Source organism: Chryseobacterium sp. Mn2064 (genome assembly GCF_049319685.1).
Classification (GTDB): domain Bacteria; phylum Bacteroidota; class Bacteroidia; order Flavobacteriales; family Weeksellaceae; genus Chryseobacterium.
In genome coordinates this window covers 25,332-50,051 of record NZ_JBMOUE010000005.1, presented here as the reverse complement: position 1 = coordinate 50,051, position 24,720 = coordinate 25,332, and the positions used below count along the sequence as shown (strand labels likewise).

Genomic DNA, 24,720 nt, shown 5'->3' with positions numbered 1-24,720 from the left:
TGAAGCTTTTTTATTTTATTTTGTCAAATCAAGACCTCCAAAATTCCCGGAGCTCATCATTAAATAGACTCCTTTGGATTTTTCTAAAGTTTCCCAATAGGCATGAAGATCTTCAGCATTGGTAAAAACTTTTAAATGTTCATTTTTGAATTTTTCCTTGATGAATTCAGGAGATATAGGTTCCATTCTTTTGATTTTCAAAGCATCTTCAGAATAGAAAACTACCGCTTCATCCAAACCATCCATTGCATGGTCGTATTGCTCTAAGAAAGCAGGATTTAAGCTGGAATAGGTATGAAGTTCTAAGAAACCATATTTTTTATCGGCTTTAAACTGCTCACAAAAGGCTTTTACCGCAGCTTTTACCTTACTGGGTGCATGGGCAAAATCTTTGTAAAGCGTTCCTTTATCTTCTCTTTCTACCTTTTCAAGACGTTTGGATGCCCCTTTGAAACTCATAATTGCTTCATAGAAATCTTCATCCATAATCCCCATATGGTGGCAGATATGTCTTGCTCCTTCCAGATTCAACAGGTTGTGTGCCCCAAAAACAGAAAGCGGAACATCGCCCATTTCGGTTTTTAGGTATACTTTTCCATTGGAAATCTCATATTCAGGCGTTTTGTAAGGTATTTTTCTGAAATAATTTTCAGCGTTTTCCACTACTTTTACTACCTCCGGATCTTCTTCATTATATACTAAAACACCTCCGGCTGTGATACTTGCTACAAACTTTCTGAACTGATCAATATAATCATCAAATGTTTTGAAAACATTAATATGATCCCATGCAATACCACTCATTAAAGCAATATTCGGCTGGTATAAAAGGAATTTCGAACGAAGGTCGATAGGTGAAGAAAGGTACTCATCACCTTCCAGTACCATAAAATCATTATCCTGTGTAAGTTTTACCATACAGTCGAAACCTTCCAATTGTGCTCCTACCATGAAATCGACATCTTTCTGATGGAAATTTAGGACATGAAGAATCATTGAAGTAATGGTGGTTTTACCATGAGAACCTGCAATGACAACTCTTGTTTTGTTCTTAGACTGCTCGTAAAGGAATTCCGGATAAGAATATATTTTCAGACCCAATTCTTTAGCTTTTGCCAGTTCAGGATTATCCTGATGAGCATGCATTCCCAGAATAACAGCATCAATATCCGAAGTTATTTTTTCCGGAAACCAACCCATTTCCTGAGGCAGAATTCCCTTTCTCTCCAATCTGGATTTTGAGGGTTCAAAGATGGCATCATCCGAACCTGTAACCTGATATCCTTTATCTTTTAGTGCAATAGCAAGATTGTGCATGGCGCTGCCGCCAACGGCTATGAAGTGGGTTTTCAATTGTATTTACTGTTTTTTAACATTAGTATTAATGATTTGCTGGAATGCTTCAACAATGTTTTTCCAATTGGTCTGATAGTTGGGAATAATCAAACTTGCGTCCGATTTACTTCCTTCATTAGGTCCTTTTTTAACATTGATAGAAATTGAAATATTGTCGTAAAGCTTTTTACGATCTTCCTGTATTCTTCTGAAATTATTTTGAGAAAGAACCTGATCCAGCTTTTTTAAATCTTCGTCGGAAATTTTAAAATCCTGCTTATATTTTTTACCCTGTCCTTCGAAAGAGTAGTGTACACTGTTTCCTTTTATAAGCAGATTTTCATAAACAGGCGCAAAGCCTCCGCTTTTCGAATAGCTGATGTCAAAATCCGAATATACTTTCTGGCTGTTGCATGAAACTAATACTATGATTGCGAATAAGATTCCAAGTATTTTGTTCATAATTTTCTTTTTTACTTTAATTATTTGAGTCCTTTTGTTCTAATTTTTTAGCTTTAAGTTCTTCATCATAACTGTGTAATAGGTTGAAAGCTTCAGTCTGTTCTATGGCAGTCATGATTTTCAACAGAATTTCCGGTGCTTTTTCGTTATCATAATCAATATCCAATGGGGCTTTAAACTCCATGGTAGGTTTTACACCGGTAACCTTTACTCTGAGTCCTTTTTTATCAAAAGCTCTTCTGAATCCGTTTATTTTAATGGGAATAACGATAGGACGTTGATTTTTCACCAATTTTGCGGTACCTCTTCTTCCTTGTGCAAAAGCAGAAGTTGTTCCTTGAGGGAAAGTAGCTACCCAGCCGTTATCCAGGGCTTTCATGATATTGTCTACCTCGCTCATATCAACCATTCTGTTTACATTTTTTCCTTCCGCTCTCCAGGTTCTTTTTACGGTTACAGCCCCTGCAATTTTGAATATTTTTGGAAGAATACCTTTGTTCATTGTTTCTTCAGCCGCTACATAATAGAAGTCGATCTTAGGATTCAATAGATAGATTGGATTTTTAATGGTATTTAAATATCCATTATTAACGGCACAGAAGGCATGGTACATTGCAGCTACGTCAGCAAAATATGTTTGATGGTTACACACAAACAATACATTGGAATCCGGAAGGTCCACAAGATGTTCTGTTCCGGTAATTTTCAGTTTATTAAAGCCATTGAATCTTCTGTAGGATACAAGTCCTAAAATAAAAATAATTAACCTTTTTAAAAAATAAGGTGTTCCGAATGCATCGGTGAAAATATTTTTCTTCGCCATTTTTAATTAAACACGGTAGTGCAAAGTTACATTTTTTTCAGCAACTGACTGAATTCACTTAATATCATGGCTGTAGCTCCCCAGATAATATATCCATTGAAGTTGATAACAGGAACTTCATGCCCTCCGGCAGTGGGAAGTGCCATGATCTCCGGAGTGTCGGGTAAACTTAAAAATGAAGTGATAGGAAATTCAATGGTTTCCTCTACTTCACTTTGCTGGAGGATGAAAGCCGGATTTTTTTTCGTGTAGGAGATGTAAGGATACACATAAAAATTACTTGGTGGAATATATATTGGAGACATTTCTCTGATGATCCTTACATAATGTTTATCAATGCCAATTTCTTCTGATGTTTCCCGTACAGCAGTTTCTGCGAAATCTTTGTCCATTTCCTCACGCTTTCCGCCGGGTAATGAAATCTGACCGCTATGTCTGTCGTGCTCATTGATCGTTCTTTGGATTAATGGAAAATACCACTCGTTGTCTTTTAAATACAAAACGATGTTCACTGCAGCAAATTTGGGATTTTTCGAGAGTACTTCATCGTAGGTAAAAACGGGTCGATAGGGAGGAGAAAATACTCCATGAGCAGGTTCGCCGGGAAGAGCGACACTTTTTATTTTTCGTAATAAATCTTTTCCAAAACTTTCCATAGCTCAAATTTAATAATATATCTCGAAGAAATAAGACACTTAACATATATTAACCTATGTAGAATGATAAGTTGAGAGGTAAAAGCCGAAAATGTAGTATTGAAGGTAAAAAACTGCAATTGTCGACGTTTCTTTTTCCGGGTTTTTCCCTCACGGATTCCGGTGATGATTCCGATAGATTGGGTTACCAGAAATAATGACTTCCTCAACCGTAAACCGTGATTTTTAAAATTTACACTTTGATGGTGGTTTTTCATTTTGTGGTACCCTATACCTTTGTCATACTATTAACCAATTAATTTTATCAAAATGAAAAATTTACTTACAGGTGTATTTACACTATTGGCCATGAGCTTTGGCTTCGCTCAGTTTAATATTGATGTGACTAGCCAAACAGGAAACTTGAATGTAGCAACTGTAGATCAGACAGGTCTTTTGAATATGAATTCTTTAACACAGACCGGAAATCGTAATACAGCAGATATTGATCAGGTAGGAATCTTAAATGTGAATACTGCACAAAGTATTGGGAACAGAAACTCCGTAGATGTAGACCAAATCGGTATTGGAAACTCCAATGACGTACTGCAACAAGGAAATAGAAACTCTGCTTCTACTTTACAGATTGGACTTCTGAATTCTACAGAACAAACTCAGATAGGAAGAAGAAATGATGCTTCTTCAGTACAAGTGGGGGTGGGTAACTCTGTTATTCAATATCAGGATGGAAGAAGAAATGATGCTTCTGCCATTCAGCTAGGCGCAAATAATGCAATGTATCAAATACAGTCTGGAAGAAGAAATGAAGCTAATGGTCTTCAGGTAGGATCTAGTAACTTACTTGTTCAGTATCAGGACGGAGATGATAACAGTGCTACTCATGTTCAACTTGGTAACAGTAATGTAGCTGGATCTGTTCAAATTGGTGATGATAACACGGCTGTAGGTATGCAGGTAGGTAACAGTAACCAATTATATCAAGTTCAGTTAGGTAACTCCAATACAGCTGTGGACTTACAGATGGGTAACGGAAACTTTACCTGGGTAACTCAGACTGGTGATTCTCATGTACATTTAGGAACTCAGATTGGTAATGCCAACTCAATGATTGTAAATCAATCCAACTAAATAAGCTCTATGGCAATAATGCTGTACATCTTAGAAACTAAAGGAGAAATAATCAGCATTGCATTGTTTCTCCTTTTTATTTTGGCTTGAAATATACCGGGAAACCGTGAGTTTTTATAATTCCCTGTAATACGTGTTTTTCTCGATATTCAATTGATGTACCTTTAATATAATAAAAACACATACCATGTTTAACTTAGGATGGGGGGTATTGTTTTCTTTTATTGTACTTCCCTTACACGCACAGCAAATCGACTGGGATAAAATCAACAGCAACACGATCTTCAATATCATCACCGAACAGCATTTGGGACAGGATCTTTATTACTCCAATGTTATTCAAATAGGTGATTACAACAAGGCAGAACTTTCTTTGAATGCCAAAACAGATATTGATGTAAAACAGTTGGGAGATTATAATACGCTCTATTTTATCAATTCTTTTACCGATAAAGAAAACAAAACAAGCATTACGGCACAGGGAAATAACAATATTATTGATGTTACAGGAAGTAACAGTGTGTCCGATGGAATGCAGATTAATGTAAAAGGAGACAACAAAACTATTTTCGTGAGAAATTATTAAAAACACAGGTGATGAAAATTTTATACTCCAGAAGTCTGTACACTTTTTTGATCTTCCTGTCTGTTCACACTTACGGGCAGGAAGATAAAAAAGTAATTGCAAGGCTGGAACAGAGCCCCATCGAAAATCAGATCAGACTTAAAGCCGTTGTCGCCAACAATACTCCTGTTTATAAAGAACTGAATTATCTTTTGGTATCCATCAAAAAAGGTGGAAGCGGAAATCTTTCCAAAAATCAGCAGAGTGGCAAATTTTCAATCAATCCTAATGAAGTGAAAGTTCTCTCCGAAACCAGTGTAAACCTTGACCGGGCAGATGCTTTGAAAGCTTTTCTATATATCCGGGATGAAGAAACCCAGAAATTGATAGCCAAAGACAGCGTAGAACTTAATGGCGATCTTTTCAGGAAAAAATCAGCCAAAATAGAAGAAGAAGATGCAGCTTTTGAACTCAAAGGACTTACCATTGATGAAACTAAAACGAAGGTAGGAAAAGATTTTTATGACCTGTTTTATATGCAGTACAGCCAACAACCTGATAAAAGCAACAGCATTATCACCATTTCTGAACTGCCTCTCCGTGGAACAAGTGGTCAGATCAATATTCAGATAGATGATAAAGTGATTTACAGTTTTATGACCAACCCAGGAGAAGATTATTTACAGGAACAGCTTACCTATAGTTTAAAATATATCAAAGAATTTAACGCCAAGAAAAACCTCATTAAAAATGAATTTATCTACTAAAAATGTCCGCTATGAAAACTTTAACCATTATTTTGATCTTTATTGCTGGTATTTTTTACGGAAAATCTCAACAACTTGTTTATAAACCGATCAATCCTGCATTTGGAGGTGATACTTTTAACTATCAATGGCTTCTAAGCTCCGCAAATGCACAAAATCAGTTTGATGAAAAAAATAATTACAGCGACCTGCTGGATCGTGTGAATTCTCTCGACAGCTTCACACAAAGTATCAACAGACAGGTGCTGAGCGAACTGTCAAGAAAATTGTTTGAAGATCAGTTTGGAGAGGGAAGTCTGAAACCCGGAAATTATCTCTTCGGATCCCTCTATTTACAGATCACTACTACCAACCAAGGACTTTTGATCAATATTTTGGATACCAGTACAGGCGATCAGTCCGAGATCGTAATTCCAAAATAAATACTAACTAAAAAAAGAACTTACCATGAGAACTTACACTTACACCAGAATTTTTTTCTGTAGTTTTCTGCTATGTGTTTTGCAGGCCTGTAGTTCTATCTTTGGCTTGCCTTCCGATCCCGAAAAACCTACACTTGGGGAGATTACAACTTCCACTACAGAACTCAAAAACCTTCCTTTGCCTAAAGAGAAAATTGTAATAGGAGTTTATAAATTCAGAGACCAAACCGGGCAATACAAACCTTCAGAAACCGGAAATAACTGGAGTACTGCCGTACCTCAGGGAACGACAACAATCCTTATTAAAGCATTGGAAGACAGCAGATGGTTTATTCCTATTGAAAGAGAAAATATTGCCAATCTTCTCAACGAAAGACAAATCATCCGCTCTACAAGACAGGAATATATAAAAGACGCCGATAAAAACAGCCAGTCACTGCCACCGCTTCTCTATGCCGGAATTCTTCTGGAAGGCGGTGTTATTTCTTATGACAGTAATATTTTGACGGGCGGGCTTGGAGCCAGATATTTCGGTATAGGAGCTTCTACCCAATATCGCCAGGACAGAATTACTATCTATCTGCGCGCTGTTTCTACACTTAACGGGGAAATTCTTAAAACTGTTTATACCTCAAAAACCATACTTTCTACCAGCGTAAACGGAAGTTTTTTCAGATACATTGATACGGAAAGACTTTTGGAAGCGGAAGTGGGACTTACCCAAAACGAACCTGTTCAACTTGCTGTAACCGAGGCTATTGAAAAAGCTGTAAAATCTCTGATTGTAGAGGGAATAAGAGACAAGATCTGGGGAAAAGCAGTAGATGGAACAAATGGCTATCAATCTTTGATCAATGAATACAACAATGAGCAGGAACAAAACAACGGAAGAGTAATAGGAAACCGATTTCCGGAATATGGCAGACAGAAAATGTCCGTATTTGCCAATGTAGAGGCACAGAAAGTAAGAGATGATTATGTAAATCCTAAAATGAACGTAGGAGGAAAACTTGGATTTAAATATTTTCTCAATCCAAATTTTAATGTAGAGCTCAACGGAAGTTATTTTACCATTGAGAATACAAATATTGTAAAACGAAACTATTTCGTTCCTGAAGTTAATCTTGAATATCTCCTTTTTCCAAAATATAGATTCAGCCCTTTTATTTATGGTGGGGCCGGTGCGATGTATTCGAAATATAAACCTCAGTATAAGGGACAGTTGGGAGGCGGACTTGAATATATGCTTGGCCATACCGTTTCTGTCAGAGCTTCTGCTCAGTATGATCTCGGTTTCAAAGACGATTGGGAAGGCCTTGTAAACGGAAAAAGAAAAGACCAGGCTTTACGCTTTGCATTGGGAATCAATTTTTACCTTGGAAACAAATAAAAACACGAATTATGAAAACTCTAATAAAAATATTCAGCATATTGATCTTTGCCTTTTGTCTGTTTTCATGTAGTGAAGATCTTGTAGAACAGGCTCAGACAGGAGCTTTAAAAGGAAAAGTAGTAAAAAGAGGAAGTAATGTACCTCTTGCCAATGTGAAGATTTTCACCACACCTACTACACAAACGGTTTTCAGTGCTGCAGACGGATCCTTTGAGATTCCATCTATGCCCATAGGAAATTATTCTGTAAAGGCAGAACTTTCAGGATACATAACCAATTTCCAGGCCGTTAATATACAGAATCAAAATCAGGTGGTAACGGTTGTTTTTGAGATGAGTGATGATACTTCACTCAATTCTCCTCCCACGGCACCGCAGCTGCTCAGTCCGATTGATAATGCGGTTAATCAGCCCTTAAGTGTTGAATTGACCTGGAATGCCACAGATCCTGATACTACGGATGTCTTAAAGTACAGTTTGACAATTAAAAATAATCTTGACACTAATGTGATTCAGGTTAATGATTTGACGGCTAATCATTATACGCTTTCAAATTTGAAGTTTGGTGTAAGTTACTTCTGGCAGGTGTCTGTTTCGGACGGCATTCACCAGCCAGTTTTAAGTCAGATCAGTAAATTTACCACCAATACAGTTCCTGTCAACAGGTATCATTATGTACAGAAACAGAACGGTAATTTCGTGATCATTTCAAGTGACGGACAGGGTAATAGCTTTCAGCTTACGAGTTCATCTTACAACAGTTGGAGACCAAGGAAAAATAATAATGCCGGCCTTATTGCATTTCTTCGTACGGAAGGTGGAAGTACCCATATTTATACAGTCAATCCTGATGGTTCCAATCCTTTTAAAGTGACAACGGTGGCTGCCGCAGGTTTTAATAATTATGAAATGGACTTTTCCTGGAGTACCAACGGACAGGAGATCATTTATTCAAACTTTAATAAACTCTATAGGATTAATAAAGATGGCAGTGGTCTGAACCTGATATATACAACTCCTGATGGAAGTATGATCTCAGAATGTGACTGGAGCTATGATGGAAGTAAAATAGCTCTCAAAACCAACGACTATAGCGGCTATAATACTAAAATCTATGTTATTGATACAAACGGTAATGTTATGAAAACGGTTTTAACAGGTGCTTCAGGAGCCAGCGGGGGATTGAACTTCTCCATAGACGGACAACTTCTTCTCTTTACCCGTGATATTTCCGGATATCAGGATGGAAGTGGAAACTATCGTCAGCTCGATACTCATATTTTTATCTACAATCTCACCAATGATACCGTAAATGATATCTCTGCAGAAAGCGAAAAACCAATGGGAACCAACGATCTCGATCCAAGATTCTCACCAAATAACGCACAGGTGATCTTTATGAATACTTCCAATGATAATATCTCACAGAAGAATATTATGGTGATTGATCTGAACAGCAGTATGACAGATCTTTCAAGGTCATCCGTTTTTACTAATGGAGAGATGCCGGACTACGAATAATCAGTTTAGTCAGCTTTAAAGATGAAAGACCGGAATAGGGTTTAAAGTTCAAGCCTTCAAGTCTAAGAATTCTTATGATACTTGCAGGTCTTGCCTCTGGTTTTTTCATCTTTTTTGAGTGGGCTTTATCATAAAATTTTTTCATGCTAACAAAAGTTTATGGATAAAACAATTCCGGGCCGTACGGCCCGGAATTGTTTGTGTTCTGTATAAATAGATTGTTCAGTCTATAATATGGTTTTCGATCGCGTATTTTACGATGCCTACAGAATTTTTGGCATTAAGTTTTAAAAGAATTCTTTTTCTATGTGTTTCTACCGTATTGATGCTGATAAAAAGTTTTTCTGAGATATCTTTACTGCTTAGCCCATCGCAGATCAATTTAAGGATTTCCATTTCACGACGGGTAAGAGGTTCCTTGATGTGTGGATTTCGTTTATCCTGCTCATTACTGATGAAACTGATCATCCTTTCTTTTGCATGATCACAAATATAAATTTCGTTGAGTAGGAGAGCGTTGATCGATTTTAAAAACTCATTATAGTTGCTGTTTTTATCAAGATAACTTTTGATACCCTTGTTGAAAAGCTTTCTGATATCAATCATATCATAACAGTTTCCGATAATGATAATTTTAATGCTATTATGCTCGGAAATAACATTTTCTATGACTTTATAAAGTTCGGTAAGCATTAGCATATTGGAACTCATCACAAGAATTTCGGGGGGCTCTTCTTTTAAGTGTCTGGAAAGGGTTTCCAGGGAATTACAAATATCAATGGTATTGAAAATTTTGCTTTGTGTAAGTAGTTTTGATAACCCTTCAGTATACAGAATGGGTTCATCAAAAATCGTTAATTTTGGTTTCATCATGGTTTGTTTTATTTATATAAAAATATAAAAAAAACTTCACATTTGAATGGTAATTGTCAGATATTTTCAATTTTATGCGTATTTATTCGTAATGAAATATTGTTTTTGTTGTTTATTTTGTAAATAAATCTCTTTTTGTTGAGTTTTTATTGAAAAAGTTAGAATTATTGTTGTGAAAATGTAGTGATATAGGTAGTTAGGTGATTTTTTTATTGAGAATGAATTTATTTAACTAACACTGTGGGGATATGTTTTACAGGAAAATTAACCGAGTTAGCGATGAAGCAATATTCATTAGCTTTATGATGAAGTTCCTTGGCAGTTTCAATCATTGACTCCTCTGTTACCGTAATAATAGGATGTAGAGTAACTTCTGCAAAATACCCGCTTCCATTAGTCGTTTCATTCATTATTCCTATAGCTTCGTCTGTATAATCTGTTACAATAATTCCCGCTTGAGAACAGAAATGGAGGTACCAAAGCATATGACAGGACGATAGGGAGGAGAGTAACATTTCTTCGGGATTGTATTTCGTTTTATCTCCACGGAATGCAGGATCAGAGGAAGCTTCAATCGTAATTTTATTTTCTGCTGAAATAGTATGGCTTCTTTCGTAATCTTTATAGCTGCTCGTTCCGGTTCCTTTATTGCCTGTCCAGTGGATCATGGTTTTGTAATGGTGCTTTTTCATACTGTAAATCTATAGTAAAATTATATTGGTTCACGCCAGTTTAAATGTAAGGATGTTTTTTAGTAATAACCTCTTCAGAACAATAAAAAACCTCCAGTAGAAACTAGAGGTTTGAATTTTGTCTTAATTAGAGAATTCTATCAATTCTTCTTTTTTGGAATTGTAGATCTTGTATTCTAAATATTTAAAAGAATCCCTTGGTACAATGGTTACCCATTTTTTGTATTTAATGAACCATTTCATTTGGATACTTTTGATGCCTTTGGTTAGGTAGGCTTCTACGAAAGGGTGTACGTGCAGGTAGATTTTTCCTTTTTCTTTCTGCAGGATATTTCTTAAAGTTTCACCCATTCTTTCCACGATAACGATAGGAGCTACAATTTCTCCGTCTTTGTTCGGGTTTTCTTCTTTGGTTTCAATCTGTTTCTCCGGACGGTTTCTTTGTCTGGTGATCTGGATCAGTCCAAATTTACTTGGAGGAAGTATTTTGTGGCGAGCTTTGTCGCGCTTCATTTCCTCTTTAAGGTGCTCATAGAGATCTCTTCTATGATCAGAGTTTGGCATATCGATGAAGTCGATTACAATGATACCTCCCATATCACGCAGACGAAGCTGTCTTGCGATTTCGGTGGCTGCCATTTTGTTCACTTTCAGTGCGTGTTCTTTGTTGACGGCGGTTCCGGTGGTAATATTGTTTCCGGAGTTGACGTCTACCACGTGAAGTGCTTCTGTGTGTTCAATAACAAGATAAGCGCCTTTAGAACTTGGAATGTTAACGTGTTTTCCGAAGCTCTGTTTTAGCTGTTTTTCAACATTGTAATATTCCAGAAGAGGAATATGAGAATCATAAAACTGAACAATATTTTTCTTTTCAGGAGCAATTACTTCGACGTAATTTTTCATTTCATTCACCATCTGCTCGTCATCACAGATAATATTCACGAAATCCTGATTAAAATTGTCCCTTAAAATAGCTGAAGCTTTGTCTTCTTCGCTTAAAACTTTGGATGGAACTTTGTTTTTCTGGATGTTTTTGAAAGTGCTTTCCCATTTTTGAACCAGCTGGTTCATATCATTATGAAGGTCTGCTACTTTTTTTCCTTCGGCAACTGTTCTGATAATTACCCCAAAACCTTCAGGTTTGATGCTGTCGATAAGGGTTCTTAGTCTTTCTTTTTCCTCAGCGCTTCTGATTTTTTTGGAAATAGAAACTTTGTTGTCGAAAGGAATTAATACCAGAAAACGTCCCGTAAGTGAAATCTGGGTAGATATTCTGGGGCCTTTGGTAGAGATAGGTTCTTTGGTAATCTGCAGCAAAACGACATCGTCTTTGGCAATTACTTTATCTACCGTTCCGTTTTTATCTATTTCGGGTTGTATCTCGAAATTTTTTAAGCTTGAAGTAGTTTGTTTTTTAGAAATAGTATCTCTTAAAAACTTTCTGTATGTAAGATATTGAGGGCCCAGATCCTGATAATGCAGAAATGCATCCTTATCATATCCTATATTTACGAATGCCGCATTCAGGTTAGGAGCCAGCTTTTTTACTTTTCCTATAAACAGATCTCCAACTATAAAATCGCTTTTGTCTTCTTGCTCATGAAGTTCACATAGTCTTCCGTCTTCCAGCAGGGCAATCTTTGTAAGATCATCTTCATGCGAAACTATTAGTTCTTTCTTCATTTTGGTATAAGATAAAAATTTTAAGATTATAGGAAATTCGGTAATGTTGTCGATTAATTCATCTAATAAATATAAGGATTTTGAATGAAAATCATTATATTTTTATTAAAATAATATTTGAAACCATCCGTTTTCCGCGAAATCTTATAGTTGCAAACAAAAATATAGTCGGTGAACTTTAGAAATTTAAAACCACCAACTATATTATTATATTGTAAATCTCGAGAAGAGGAGATTATTTTTTCTTATGTCTGTTCGCTCTTCTTCTTTTCTTTCTTTTGTGAGTCGCAACCTTGTGTCTTTTTCTTTTCTTTCCGCTTGGCATAATTTTAATTTTTTAGTAACTAGTTAATATTCAGTTAATGTTCTTATTTTACTGCAACTTTAGTTTTTACTTTCTCAACAAAAGATTTTGAAGGTTTGAAAGCAGGAATGTTATGAGCAGGAATCTCAATCGCAGTATTCTTAGAAATATTTCTTCCTGTTTTAGCAGCTCTTGTTTTAATGATAAAAGATCCAAAACCTCTCAGATAAACGTTATCCCCATTATACATAGAAGTTCTGATCTCCTGCATAAAAGCTTCTACAACTTTCTGTGTTTCATTCTTTTCTGTTCCCAACTTATTTGAGATGGTGTTTACCAATTCTGCCTTTGTCATTTCCTTATTTTAATTTTAAATTTTAGGTGTGCAAATTTAGTTAAAAAAATTGAATACTAGCAAATTAGTGGCAAAATATTTTTGTTCAGAGAGTTGGACGTTTTCATGTATACTCTATATTAAGGCGGCCGCAGCTAAATTAATAATAAAATAACATAGTACAATAATAATATAAAAAACTATGGAAATATTTTGAAAAAACGACTTATATTGATATTTATCAAGGTTTTCTGTTCCAACCCGTGTAAAATTTTCTGTTCCTGATTTTCCTTCTTAAAGGCTGGAATTATAATAACCATTTTCTACACAAAAACGAATAAGATGAAGTTTGGTTTTAAGGCCCAGTTTTTCTGTAAGACGATTGATATAGGTATCGATGGTTCTTGTACTCAGGTTAAGTTTTTCCGCAATTTCTTTGTTACTGAATCCCTCATAGCAGAATCTCATAAGCTGTATTTCAGCAGGAGAAAGCTCTTCCTGGCCCTTTTTCTGACGGTCCATATATTCTTGCACGGCCAGTGGCTGCTGCTCCCATTCTTTAGAGTAAGACTGATAGTCGAAATCTTCAGAAGCAATACTTCCTTTAATAATATCCTTAATAATGGTACTTTTTTTCTGACAGTAATATATATTAGGAATCTTTGAAAGAATATCAGCCATATCTTCCTGATACGTGTTGGAATAGGTGATAATAGGAGTTTCAGTATTGTTTTTCCTGATGTACTTAATGGCTTCAATTCCGCTTAATACCGGCATAAAGAGTTCAATAACGAACACGTCTTCCTGTCTTCTGTATATTCTGTTCACAAGCTCATGCCCGTTATTACAGTCATTTAGAAGCATATAGAAAGGATTTTCCATCAGTGTTTTGATCATTATTTTTTTAAAATAAAAATCACTGTCTGCAATAGAAAAACGTACGGTATTAGATAATATTTTACTCATTCTTAATATCGATTTGGCAACTGATATTTAAAATTCAGAGGCCTAATTTAGGAAAAACTTATTAAAATGAAAATTAATATTAAGTTAATCAGGGATTTCACGAAACCGCCACGGGGAAATTACGTATTGTGCATAAAATTTTTTTTTTATATTTTCACAGGCCAAACAAATCGCAAATTATGTCTTCGAACAGGGAAAAAAAATTGAACAAATCTGACGTCAGAATAGGCATTTGGAAGTTTATACTATCTTTTGCCGTTTTGTCGGTGGTATCTTTTGCTTGTCTATTTCTCTTCTTTAAGAGTTATGATATACAGCGGGAAGGAATCAGCCGAGAAGCAGAAGCTTATAAAGAACTGATGCTTCGAAGCGATGTACTGAAAGATCATATTGATGATATTTATGAAAAAATGAACCAGCTTAGTATTAATAAGGTGGATAATGACATTTTCCTCAGAACCAGTATTATGGATAACGTGAGGGATGCTCAGAATATTATGGGTAAAGACAGTGCCCAAAGCTTTAAGCATTATGCAATACTGATGAAGCAGATCGTTCCTATGATGAATTTGAAAGCCAAAATCATTGAGGTAGAAACCGACAAAAAGAGAGTTTTAAGAGATCTTGATGAATGTATTGGCAAAGTAAGGGTTACAAACAATCAGCTTAGAATAGACCCTACCCGAAACTTCACCGGAAGTAAGAAAAAGAAATAAAAAGAAAAGATATGCAAGGACAAATCACACTATCTAAGAAAGAAAGGCATTATCAGTTTTTTTATTTGATACTAATGCTTGTAACAGCCATGTTATTTTTGGGGGTTATCTTTTTAAAAGGATTTGTATCTCCGTTTTCCGATGAAGACGTAAGAGGAATCCAGAATCTTGAACAAAAAGCAGAATTTGAACGCCACCAAAAAGTAATTCTACCCATCATGGACAGTACTTATACCATGATCAGCAAACTTACCAATGAAGCACCACAGCCCTTTGTGGAAAATAATATCCAGCTAGGTGTAAACGATCTCAACAGCTACTTTAATGGCTATGACGTAATCGACATCCGAAAAGATGCTTATCCTCAGATTGCAAAATTCTATAAAATGTATTTCGACGACAAGAAAGTAATTTCTACAACTACTGAAGACATTAAGATCTTTCAGAAGCAGGTAGAAGAATGTCGAATTGGATTTAAAGATAAGCAGAACAAACTTTATGACCGTGAAAAAGCATTAAAGGAAAGAATGCAGTAAACAAAATTTAAATACTAGGAACTATAAAACACATCACAATTACTTAATTATGAATTATTTTCAAAAGAACAAGAAAAACATTATTATCGGTGTTATCGCAACCTTGCTCATTGCTGCACTTGTGGCTCTATGGCTGCAGAAAAAAGTGATACACTCTGCCGACGATATTGTTGGAGTGGTTTATCCGTCTTCACTGGCGGTAGGAGATACCCTTTTATTTGAAGATAAAACCCAATTTGCAAAAACCAAAAGATGGAATTTCGGAGACGGTACTACTTCTGATAAAAATACAGGGATTCACTTCTATAATAAACCGGGATACTATCAGGTGAGTCTTATTGTGGACAACAAGTACACAAAATCTTTCCCGGTAATGGTATCGGCAAGAAGCATTAAAGCCAAAGATACGGTGAAGGCTAAAACAACAATTGAAGCACCACTACAGGCTATGCAGAACGAAAACGTACAGTTTCGTGCCGTTTCTGAAGCAAAACAATTTGCATGGAAATTCGGAGAGACGGGAAATACAGACTCTAAAGACAAGTTTACTATTTATTCTTATAAAAAGCCGGGAGATTATCTGGTTACTTTATACACAGAAGAAACAGAAGAGCCAATCTATCACCGTATCAAAATTCTTCCTGTTTATGACGCTCTTGCAGAAGATGAAGTATCAGTAGAAGATTCTTATGCAAAGGTTGACAGCGATTTCAAATATCACCTGCAGCAGATTGCCAACGGAAACAGTTTCAATATGCACTATAATTACCTGTTGAAAACATACTTGTGTAACAACGAAAACACGGTAGTAAAGGTAAATGACAGTAAGGCAAATAACTTCTATATGTATTGTGCCGGTCTTCAGTTTGACAAAAACGTGGTGATCCAGACAGTAAAAGTGAACCTGGATGATAAACAAAACTGTGTCACTAAAGTAGATATCAATCAAAGCAAATAATATCGTCCGTTTGTACGGATGTGCCAATCATAAAAAGATAAAATAGGATGAAAAATAAATTTCCTCTAGCAGCATATTATATAGGACTATCGGTATTGTTGACGAGTTGTCAGGTAAAGCTTCCATCAAAGAAGACGCCTGAACCTTCCCAGTATGGGCAGATAGACAGCTCTCCTGTAGTCAATGGGTATCCTAAAAAGTCTACTCCCTGGATCGTTATTTCCGACAGATCCAGAAATACGGCTTATTTAGACAAAGACAACGAAAAATCATACAAAGAAGTAAAGTTCCTTGAACCTTTGATGGTTTTAAAACATAGAGACGGAATGGTGAAAGTAGCGGAATATGTTCCGGATGCTTTAATGAAAAAAGTTTCACCAAAATCAGTTAAAACATACGGCTGGATTCATGAATCTGATTTGCTTCTTTGGAACAACTCCTTAAAAAGCGAAAAAACAGGGTATCCGGTAAGAGTCGCAGTAGTACCAAGCAATAGTGAAGTTATCAGAAACGCTGAAAGGTATTATAAAAATGACTCTATCATGGTGTTCAACTCACCAAGCCTTATTGAAAATGCTAAAGTAAAAATTCCTAACGGTCAGATCGTATACGTCTATAAACAGGCTGAAAATAACAAAAGATTTTTAGTAGGTAAGAGACCTTCAATAGATATAGATAGCATCAATACAGGGCTTTACGGATGGGTAAGCTCCAACGTAATCTCTTCGTGGGGCGAACGTTCTGCTATAAAACTGAAAAATACAACAGGAATTAACGAATCAGCTTTGGGAATTCACGAAGGATATCCCGGAGGTTCAGCTTCCGATGCTGAAAATAAGACTGCGGTACTTCTTACAGAAGTCAACAAGAGAACTCCTCTTGAAAATATCTTCCCTGTGAATCTTTCCTTAGAAGAAACTCCGGCTCCTGATACAAAAACGAAATATTTTACTAATATTTTAGATTACAGCAAAAACTTTGTTTCTAACGTATTGGGAGAACCTATTTACTTTGACAGGTACAGAGAAATTACAGAGAGAGATAAGAATATAAACATTGTTTTTGCATTGGACATCAGTGCGCCGAACACCCCTTATACTCCTATTGTAAAATCATTGCTGCAGGATCTTCAGCTTAGATTTGAAAAACCATCTTATTTCAACAATGTAAAATACGGAGTGGTTTTATATAAAAATAATCCTTGTGGAAACAATATTTCTGTTTCAAACTTAAGTACAGACTATAGCAAGATCAGCTCATTTATTGATCAGAAAACCAATGAAATGAACTGTGCCAGCAATAATGGCTATCAACCTGTTGGGGAAGCGCTTACTGCAGCAGGAAATCTACTTTCCAATGTTTCCGATGAAACCAATATTGTTGTAACAGTAGGAACATCTGCCAACCAGAGCGGAAATATGTACAGCGTTATCAGTTCACTTACCCAGGCTCAGGCCAGGCTGATCATGTTCCAGACCAGTGCAAGATCTTCAGATACTTATAACGATTTTGTATTAATGGCCGAAAATGTAGTAACCAATACGGCAAAAAACATTGCGGAACTTAAAAAACAGAAGCTCATTAACCAATACGATGTTCTTACCAAAAATAACTTTAGCCTTGTAGAAGGAGACGCAGGATTTTTCTCTTTAGATTATCCTAAGCAGAGTATGTCTCAAGGATTTGTAATTTTCCCTAAAAAAGGAGACATCACAACTCCGGGGTTCCTGAAAAAATCAGTAGACAGCCTTATTTCTCAGGTTACTTTAGATAATCAGACTGTTGACAAATCTCTGAATGCATATTTCCATTCATCGGTGGGAGCAGGAAGAACAGATGTAGACGTGAAATACAAATATCTGTATCCAGGGCTTACCAATCCGGTTTCTGCAGGAATTGCGGCTCAGCTGATCAACTATGGAAGCCCATTCCTTGTAAAAGGTTATATCCCTAAAGAATTAAAAGAATTCACACCTGGTATAGAAAAAGGAATCCTTATTTCTGAAGCAGAATATGATAACTTAAAAGCATTCTACACAGAAGTCTATAGAAATACTGAAGCAGACAAACCAGGATTCAGCCAGTCTAAAGCGATCAAAGAATACGTGAAGTTGCTGAAGAAATATAACCCGACCATCAAGTTTCTGGATAAAGGCGCTCTTTATGAAATGCCAATGGCTTATGCTGTCGGAATGAGTACAGGTTTCGACCTTTCAGAAGAAGAGTTGATGTCTAAGTATAAATTGAAAGGATGGAAAAAATCAAAAATCGTTTCCAGCGAAACCGTAAGAAACTATTTCCATCATTACAAAGATTTAGCGGATAGAATGCTTGCCAACAGAAATAACCCGGCGGTAAAAATTCAGCAAAACGGACAGACTTTCTATTGGTTGAACGAATACTTTACCCCAACAAGAATTCCGACGGAACAACCGGAATATACTAAGCATTAAAAGAAAACAAATATTTAATTTTTATAATTATTGAAAGCAGAAGGCTCGTACTTCTGCTTTTTTTATTTTTTTTTGAAAATGAGAAGATAAAAGTAGAAATTGAAGCTCTGTTTTTGCAAAGATGAGCCATTTTGAAACTAAAATTTTGAGCCCTCAATGGGTATGATGAATTATCCATTTATAATGAATATTTTTGGCTTTTTAGAGCGTTTATTTCTCTTTTATGTGTAAAATATCCTTTTTATTTGTGTTTTTTTAGGAGTTCTAAAATACTTTCCAATGCTTGTTTGAGTGATTTTATTAAATCCATTGTCGTAGAATTACGACACAAAATCGTAGAACTACTACAATTTTTCAGATTTATGAAGAAAAGTTTTTTTTACAGGAAAAGACCTTCTATATTTGCTGAACAATCACCGAATCACAAAATATTAATTACGATTAAAATTTACCAATCATGGCAGAAAGAAATTCGAGAGGAATCTTAAAATTCAACAACGGAGAAGGACAGAAGCTGTTAAAAATGAATTACAGCGTTTCTAGATCTACAGACGTTTCCGGACGCGTAGCATCAGATCCTTCCAATGCTCTTATCAAAATCACAGTAGAAGCTACTGAGAAATCTGATATTCTTGAAAGCTTACTGAACGGAAAATACAAACCAACAGTAGGAGAAGTTACATTCAACAAATCACACGAAGAAGGAACATTAATCACACTAAATTGGAAAAACGGTTACGTTATCCAGCATGAAGTTGATTTTGACGCTATCGACAGCAACAGTATGCTGATCAGCTTCGTAGTAAGCGCAGAAACTATCGACTACGGTTCTTCAGAATATGCAGGACTTTGGCCAAGCAGCTAGAATTTATACACATTATCAACATTCATAAGAAAAAGACTGTCTCTACTGAAGGCAGTCTTTTTTGACTGCGAAATTTTTATACAATATTTTGTAAATCAATTAGTTTTAAGGCAGTTTTGTAAATTATTTTTATCTTTAGTACTATTCAAAAAAACAAAAAAGTATACGTTAAGAACAAACCATGAAAGCAACAATCCGTTTTTTTTTAATATACCTTCTGATCGGTATGGTCAGTTATTTTGGGTATCGTTTAGTATACAATTCTTCATTTGATTTAGGACTTTTTTGCGATGTGAGTACAGACTGCTATGAAATGGCTCAAAAAAGCATTATTTTTAATTGGATTCTATTGTTTATACTAATAGTAGCGGGAAGATTGATCCTAAAAAAGAAGTATCAATATCTAATGGTTGTACTGCTGGTTTTATTTTTCAATATCATAAAACTAGGCTCTGCCGTAGCCATGTTGTTGCTTTTTATTGTCAATATTTTCGTATTGCTTTTTTCGGCATTTCTTATAGAGCAGGAATCCATCTGGCATCGTATTATAGCTTGTATAGGAATCATCTTGATATATTTTCTTGAATTATTCTACATCTCTGAATTGTTTTATTACAATCCAAGATTTGAGGCTTTGGAAAATGTAATGTATATTGTGCTAACGTTTTTTTCTCTATGTACTCTGTTACTAAGTTTCTTAAAGAGAAGAACGCAGAGGGTTATACAGCCTTTACATTAAGACATCATATAAAAACTAAACCATCAATGAATACCATTACCACTCACCTCAAATATTTTTCAAAACTTTCCGCAGTCTTTGTTTTCAGCCTTTTTAAAATTTATGCATTAGGAGTTTTTTCAACCATTATTACTCTGGTTCTGGGAATTTATATCCTTTCAGAAACTTTGGGCTCATCATTGGGACATAGCGGAGCTGCTGCTTTTTTAGTGGCAACTGTAATGGCAAAGCCGGTGTCTGCAGGTTTATTTTATATTTTAACAATTGTTGCACCGTTTTTTACCGCTGTTTTTGCTACGAAATATGCAATGTCGGTTGTCATTCATAAATTGCTTCAGGATCATTCAAAAACCATTGTAACTCCTTTTATTGATAAGGTGATTAATGTATTTAAAGCAAAGCAGCCTACAGTAGTTAGGTCCAGTGCAGATTTTGCCATAGCGAAAGTTAAACTGCTGAACGAATTTAAAAACAGCTCTGAAAACAAAATACTCAAAAAGATCATTGGTTATACTCTCAACAAGATAAAATTTGATGAATTGAATCTTGGAGCGGAAAATGCAGACTTCTCAGAAATCATTAAAATCCAATTGCTGGAAAAGCTCCATGAATTAGCAGAACCTTCTGCGATGATATTTTATATCTACATTGGACTTCAGTGGATAAGTTTGATTCTTCTGTATTTTTTGAATATATAATTATTGGGTAGAAGAAAGGAAATTAAAAGAAGAAATTGGAGGTTTCAACTTTACCATACAACACACCCAAAGAGAGGAAAACAACGGCTATTACTTCTCTGACTGAAGAATTAACTATCTTTATCACATTTAGAATAAAATATTTAATTTTAGCAAAATAAAATACTCGTTTTTCATTCCTCCATCACCAGGGAAGAGAAAAGTGAAAATTCAGACATCAAATCATCTGAAAAAAGTAAAACAGAACGCAAATATATTAATATAAGAAAAATTATAAATGGGAGTACTAGTAACCAACGAAACAGTAAAGCAACTATTTCACATTGCTCAGTCGATAGCGAAGGAAAACTATAACGGAACGTATGGAGGACCACATATCCTGCAGGCGTTGATGCATAAAGATATCGGACTTAATGAATTCCTGAAAAGTATAGATAAAGATCCAGGCTATTTCTATGAATGGGCAGATGTTCGTATTGAAGAATATCCTAAAACAGCTCATCTCCCAGATGAAGTGGGGCAGGATGATGCAGTAGACACCCTTATCGAAGAAGCAGACGACATCCGCTTGAAACTGGGACTGGATGAGATTACGCCCATCTGTATTCTGACAGCTATCGTAAAGCCGCAAGTCGTATTCTCGCTCCAACAGTTAAAATCTCTTCCGCTAAGAGAACACGATATATTCAATCTGTATAGAAAAGATACACCTTTTACTATTTCAGAAGATGGAGATTTTTCTTCCGTATTTTCAAATGGATCAGACTATTCAGATTCATCTTTTCCATCCATTAAAAGCTATTGTGTAGACAGAACAGCACAGGCCCGAAAAGGAGATCTTGAAAATATCATTGGTAGAGATAAAGAGCTTAGAATGCTTGTAGAAATCCTTTGTCGCAGAAGCAAACCAAATGTCATCATCATCGGTGAACCCGGTGTTGGAAAAACAGCTTTGGTAGAAGGTTTCGCCATCGAAATAACCAAAGGAAATGTACCGGAAATGTTGAAAAACGGAACCCTTTTGGAGTTGGACACCGGAGCACTATTAGCAGGAACTTCATATAAAGGTGAAATAGAAGACCGTCTGAAAAAGGTGATCAATGAATGTAAGAAAATTGAAAAGGCCATTTTGTTTATTGACGAAATCCATACCCTTTTAGATCCAAAAGGAAGCATCGGAAATGTAGCGAATCTTCTGAAACCGGAACTTGCAAGAGGTGAAATTACTGTAATTGGAGCCACCACTCAGGAAGAATATAGAAAAATTATTGAACCGGAACAGGCTTTCAACCGTCGTTTTGAAGTGTTAACAGTGAACGAACCGGATGAAAAAACGTGTGTGAAAATGATTGATGTATTGCTGGAAGGTTATAAAAAGCACCACGGTATTGAAGTTGAAAAAACAGCCCTTCCGGAATGTGTAAGATTGGCAAAAAGATATGCAAAAGGTAAAAAATTACCAGATGCTGCCATCGATTTATTAGATAGAACCATGGCTGCCATCAAAATGCTCGATGAACTTTCCGAAAAAGAACTGGAAAGCTGGAAAGAAAGCTATGAATCTATTTTAAAAGAAGAATTTACAGACAATAAAGATAAAGCAGACGAACTGATCTGGACTTACAATCTCCTGAGAGATAAAATAAGCCCTATTCTTTGGGGATCACTCAGTGAGCAGCCGGCGATAGATAATTCTATGCCTGTAGATCAGATTCAGAAGATTATTGAAGATACTTACGCAGAACTTTTACAACACGCTGCTAAGAAGAGAGAGAAAGTAGACCGACTTGAACTGGCCGCAGTAATGGCTGCAAAGACTAATATCCCGATCGGAAAAATTCAGGCTCAGGAAAAGGAAAAACTCCTAAATATGGAATCTCTGCTATTGAACAGAGTTGTAGGTCAGGATCATGCTCTGAAAATCCTTTCCGATGCTATCGTTGAAAACCGAAGTGGTCTGAATAAGCCAGGCCAGCCAATTGGATCATTCTTTCTTTTAGGGCCTACCGGTACCGGAAAAACAGAGCTGGCAAAATCTATGGCAGAATTGCTTTTCAATGATGAGAAAGCGATGGTACGTTTCGATATGTCGGAATTTAAAGAAGAACATTCCGCAGCATTGTTATATGGAGCGCCTCCGGGATATGTTGGGTATGAAGAAGGAGGTATGCTGGTGAATAAAATCAGACAGCAGCCTTATACCGTTGTTTTGTTTGATGAAATTGAAAAAGCACACCATTCCGTATTTGATGTATTTCTTCAGATCATGGACGAAGGAAAAGTTCATGATAAACTGGGAAAAGAAGGAGACTTCAGCAATGCTTTGATCCTTTTTACCTCAAACATCGGAAGCGAAGAAATCGTAAAACAATTTGAAGAAGGGAAAATCCCGGAATCATCCTCGTTGATGCAGATTATGTCCAACTCGGGAAGATTCAGACCCGAATTTTTGGCCAGAATTACAGAAATTATTCCTTTTGCTCCGATTACAGAATCTATTGCAGAAAGAATTTTCAATATTCAGCTGAAATCACTTCATACTTCACTGACAAGACTGGGAATTGCTTTAAAAATAAGTGATGATGCCGTAAGAAACCTTGCTTTAGGAGGATTCAGCAGTAAGTATGGAGCCAGACAGATCTCAGGAGTTATCCGTGCACAGCTTGCAAGACCAATCTCTAAAATGATCGTTAGAGAAGAAGTGAAATCCGGACAGACTATTCATGTAGATTGGAATAAAGAAGAAGAAAAACTAAGCTGGAAAGTAGATTAATCATGAAGCAAAAAAGTAAATTTACGAATCCATTTTTTACCTTTTTGCCTTTCAAATATATTTAAAATGAAAACGATTTTCAGAAACATTTTTACAGGGGTGATGCTTTTAGGAACCGTTGTTTTTGTAAACGGACAATTCCTGGAGGCTTCAGATACCTCAGAAAGCAGTGTAAAAAGATACCAGGGAATCATTAATGCCAACAAAGATCTTGTTGAATTTATTGAGCAGTTGCTCCTTCAAAAAGGACTTCCAAAGCATTTGAGAAACCTGGCTCTTATAGAATCACATTTTAATAAAAATATTACCTCAGGAGCCGGTGCTGTGGGAATCTGGCAGTTTATGACCGCTCATGCCAATCAATACGGGCTCACGGAACAAGGGCGTACAGATATTTATAAGAGTACCAAAACAGCAACGATCTCTTTGAGTAATCTTTATAAAAAGTACAACAATTGGGTAACTGTAGTAGCTGCCTATAACTGTGGTGAAGGAAATATAGCGAAAGCAATGCAGGCTGCAGGGTCTTCCCAATACCACGAATTTTATAAATATCTTCCGGCCGAGACCATTAATCACGTAAAGAAGTATCTTAATGCCTGCTATGCGACAGGAGAACTTCAAAGCGTGTTGAATAACTATAATTCAGCAAGAATCAATAAGATATTCTTTGAAAACGGAAATAGAAAAACCGTAACTGAAAACCTAGCCGAAACAGAGATCAATGCAGGGTTTAATCTGAAAGTGGTTGCAGACGAACTGAATGTTGAGATAGACCGAATTTTATCATGGAATCCTGGAATTGTAGAAGAATTACAGAAAAAAGGTGAAAGTACATTTTTCCTTCCCACTGATCTGATGCCGGATTTTCTGCTAAGAAAAAATAAAATACTGATGCGTTCCATAAAAGTGGGAGCAGCCGTTCAGCAATAAAATGACAGTAAAAACTTTTATTATAGAGATCTCCTTCGTATTAAGGAGATCTTTTCTTATGGATTGATCTTTTGAGTATAGTAAAAAAAATAGCACAAAATAGAGTTATGAAAATAGTTTAAGTAT

The 24,720-nt window shown here is 35.9% G+C and carries 23 protein-coding genes; 14 read left to right on the top strand and 9 right to left on the bottom strand.

Annotation, left to right across the window (positions count from 1 at the left end):
• Positions 1-15: 15 nt before the first annotated feature.
• Genes ACL9RH_RS17785 through ACL9RH_RS17770 form a run of 4 tightly spaced genes read right to left on the bottom strand, consistent with a single transcriptional unit; the run spans position 16 to position 3,276 of the window.
• Positions 16-1,353 (bottom strand): UDP-N-acetylmuramate--L-alanine ligase, encoded by a 1,338-nt coding sequence (locus ACL9RH_RS17785; RefSeq protein WP_422694691.1) that lies wholly within the window; start codon positions 1,351-1,353, stop codon positions 16-18.
• Positions 1,354-1,359: 6 nt separating this feature from the next.
• Positions 1,360-1,797 (bottom strand): hypothetical protein, encoded by a 438-nt coding sequence (locus ACL9RH_RS17780; protein ID WP_422694690.1) that lies wholly within the window; start codon positions 1,795-1,797, stop codon positions 1,360-1,362.
• A 16-nt stretch (positions 1,798-1,813) separates the two neighbouring features.
• Positions 1,814-2,620 carry a lysophospholipid acyltransferase family protein gene (locus tag ACL9RH_RS17775; RefSeq protein ID WP_422694689.1) on the bottom strand — a complete coding sequence of 269 codons (807 nt, stop codon included), beginning with the start codon at positions 2,618-2,620 and terminating at the stop codon, positions 1,814-1,816.
• A gap of 26 nt (positions 2,621-2,646) precedes the next feature.
• Positions 2,647-3,276 carry an NUDIX hydrolase gene (locus ACL9RH_RS17770; protein WP_422694688.1) on the bottom strand — a complete coding sequence of 210 codons (630 nt, stop codon included), beginning with the start codon at positions 3,274-3,276 and terminating at the stop codon, positions 2,647-2,649.
• A 309-nt stretch (positions 3,277-3,585) separates the two neighbouring features.
• On the opposite strand from ACL9RH_RS17770, the gene ACL9RH_RS17765 reads away from it, so the two are divergent.
• The 6 genes from ACL9RH_RS17765 (at position 3,586) to ACL9RH_RS17740 (ending at position 9,071) form a co-directional block, all read left to right on the top strand.
• Positions 3,586-4,404 carry a hypothetical protein gene (locus tag ACL9RH_RS17765; RefSeq protein ID WP_422694687.1) on the top strand — a complete coding sequence of 273 codons (819 nt, stop codon included), beginning with the start codon at positions 3,586-3,588 and terminating at the stop codon, positions 4,402-4,404.
• A gap of 187 nt (positions 4,405-4,591) precedes the next feature.
• On the top strand, positions 4,592-4,990 hold the full coding sequence (locus tag ACL9RH_RS17760; RefSeq protein WP_422694686.1) for a hypothetical protein: 399 nt from the start codon (positions 4,592-4,594) through the stop codon (positions 4,988-4,990).
• An 11-nt stretch (positions 4,991-5,001) separates the two neighbouring features.
• Positions 5,002-5,736 carry a curli-like amyloid fiber formation chaperone CsgH gene (csgH, locus tag ACL9RH_RS17755; protein WP_422694685.1) on the top strand — a complete coding sequence of 245 codons (735 nt, stop codon included), beginning with the start codon at positions 5,002-5,004 and terminating at the stop codon, positions 5,734-5,736.
• Between the two features lie 11 nt (positions 5,737-5,747).
• Entirely contained in the window at positions 5,748-6,158 is a 411-nt protein-coding gene (locus tag ACL9RH_RS17750) for a curli production assembly/transport component CsgF (protein WP_422694684.1), read from the top strand.
• 25 nt (positions 6,159-6,183) lie between these two features.
• On the top strand, positions 6,184-7,548 hold the full coding sequence (locus ACL9RH_RS17745) for a CsgG/HfaB family protein (RefSeq protein WP_422694683.1): 1,365 nt from the start codon (positions 6,184-6,186) through the stop codon (positions 7,546-7,548).
• An 11-nt stretch (positions 7,549-7,559) separates the two neighbouring features.
• Complete coding sequence (locus tag ACL9RH_RS17740; protein WP_422694682.1) at positions 7,560-9,071, top strand: carboxypeptidase-like regulatory domain-containing protein; 1,512 nt, start codon at positions 7,560-7,562, stop codon at positions 9,069-9,071.
• Positions 9,072-9,293: 222 nt separating this feature from the next.
• Here ACL9RH_RS17740 and ACL9RH_RS17735 read toward each other — a convergent pair whose 3' ends face one another.
• The 5 genes from ACL9RH_RS17735 to ACL9RH_RS17715 all read right to left on the bottom strand — a co-directional run bounded on the left by ACL9RH_RS17735 (position 9,294) and on the right by ACL9RH_RS17715 (position 13,923).
• Positions 9,294-9,941, bottom strand: a complete 648-nt coding sequence (locus ACL9RH_RS17735; protein ID WP_422694681.1) for a DNA-binding response regulator — start codon at positions 9,939-9,941, stop codon at positions 9,294-9,296.
• Between the two features lie 227 nt (positions 9,942-10,168).
• On the bottom strand, positions 10,169-10,636 hold the full coding sequence (locus tag ACL9RH_RS17730; protein WP_422694680.1) for an OsmC family protein: 468 nt from the start codon (positions 10,634-10,636) through the stop codon (positions 10,169-10,171).
• A 123-nt stretch (positions 10,637-10,759) separates the two neighbouring features.
• Positions 10,760-12,319: an Rne/Rng family ribonuclease gene (locus ACL9RH_RS17725; RefSeq protein ID WP_422694679.1), complete on the bottom strand. Its 1,560-nt coding sequence runs from the start codon at positions 12,317-12,319 to the stop codon at positions 10,760-10,762.
• Between the two features lie 368 nt (positions 12,320-12,687).
• Positions 12,688-12,978, bottom strand: a complete 291-nt coding sequence (locus ACL9RH_RS17720) for an HU family DNA-binding protein (RefSeq protein WP_002984212.1) — start codon at positions 12,976-12,978, stop codon at positions 12,688-12,690.
• A 273-nt stretch (positions 12,979-13,251) separates the two neighbouring features.
• Positions 13,252-13,923, bottom strand: coding sequence for a LuxR C-terminal-related transcriptional regulator (locus ACL9RH_RS17715; RefSeq protein WP_422694678.1), 672 nt, complete (start codon positions 13,921-13,923; stop codon positions 13,252-13,254).
• Between the two features lie 203 nt (positions 13,924-14,126).
• On the opposite strand from ACL9RH_RS17715, the gene tssO reads away from it, so the two are divergent.
• The 8 genes from tssO (at position 14,127) to ACL9RH_RS17675 (ending at position 24,594) form a co-directional block, all read left to right on the top strand.
• Positions 14,127-14,639 carry a type VI secretion system TssO gene (tssO, locus tag ACL9RH_RS17710; protein WP_422694677.1) on the top strand — a complete coding sequence of 171 codons (513 nt, stop codon included), beginning with the start codon at positions 14,127-14,129 and terminating at the stop codon, positions 14,637-14,639.
• Positions 14,640-14,650: 11 nt separating this feature from the next.
• Positions 14,651-15,175, top strand: coding sequence for a type VI secretion system transmembrane protein TssO (locus tag ACL9RH_RS17705; RefSeq protein ID WP_422694676.1), 525 nt, complete (start codon positions 14,651-14,653; stop codon positions 15,173-15,175).
• Between the two features lie 49 nt (positions 15,176-15,224).
• A complete protein-coding gene (locus ACL9RH_RS17700) occupies positions 15,225-16,133 on the top strand; it encodes a PKD domain-containing protein (RefSeq protein WP_422694675.1) in 909 nt (302 codons plus the stop codon).
• Between the two features lie 47 nt (positions 16,134-16,180).
• Positions 16,181-18,586: a type VI secretion system protein TssR domain-containing protein gene (gene tssR, locus ACL9RH_RS17695; RefSeq protein ID WP_422694674.1), complete on the top strand. Its 2,406-nt coding sequence runs from the start codon at positions 16,181-16,183 to the stop codon at positions 18,584-18,586.
• A 457-nt stretch (positions 18,587-19,043) separates the two neighbouring features.
• Complete coding sequence (gene tssD / locus ACL9RH_RS17690; RefSeq protein ID WP_422694673.1) at positions 19,044-19,451, top strand: type VI secretion system tube protein TssD; 408 nt, start codon at positions 19,044-19,046, stop codon at positions 19,449-19,451.
• A gap of 765 nt (positions 19,452-20,216) precedes the next feature.
• A complete protein-coding gene (locus ACL9RH_RS17685; RefSeq protein WP_422694672.1) occupies positions 20,217-20,888 on the top strand; it encodes a hypothetical protein in 672 nt (223 codons plus the stop codon).
• 277 nt (positions 20,889-21,165) lie between these two features.
• Complete coding sequence (locus ACL9RH_RS17680) at positions 21,166-23,661, top strand: ATP-dependent Clp protease ATP-binding subunit (RefSeq protein WP_422694671.1); 2,496 nt, start codon at positions 21,166-21,168, stop codon at positions 23,659-23,661.
• A gap of 66 nt (positions 23,662-23,727) precedes the next feature.
• Positions 23,728-24,594 (top strand): lytic transglycosylase domain-containing protein, encoded by an 867-nt coding sequence (locus ACL9RH_RS17675; RefSeq protein ID WP_422694670.1) that lies wholly within the window; start codon positions 23,728-23,730, stop codon positions 24,592-24,594.
• Positions 24,595-24,720 lie beyond the last annotated feature (126 nt).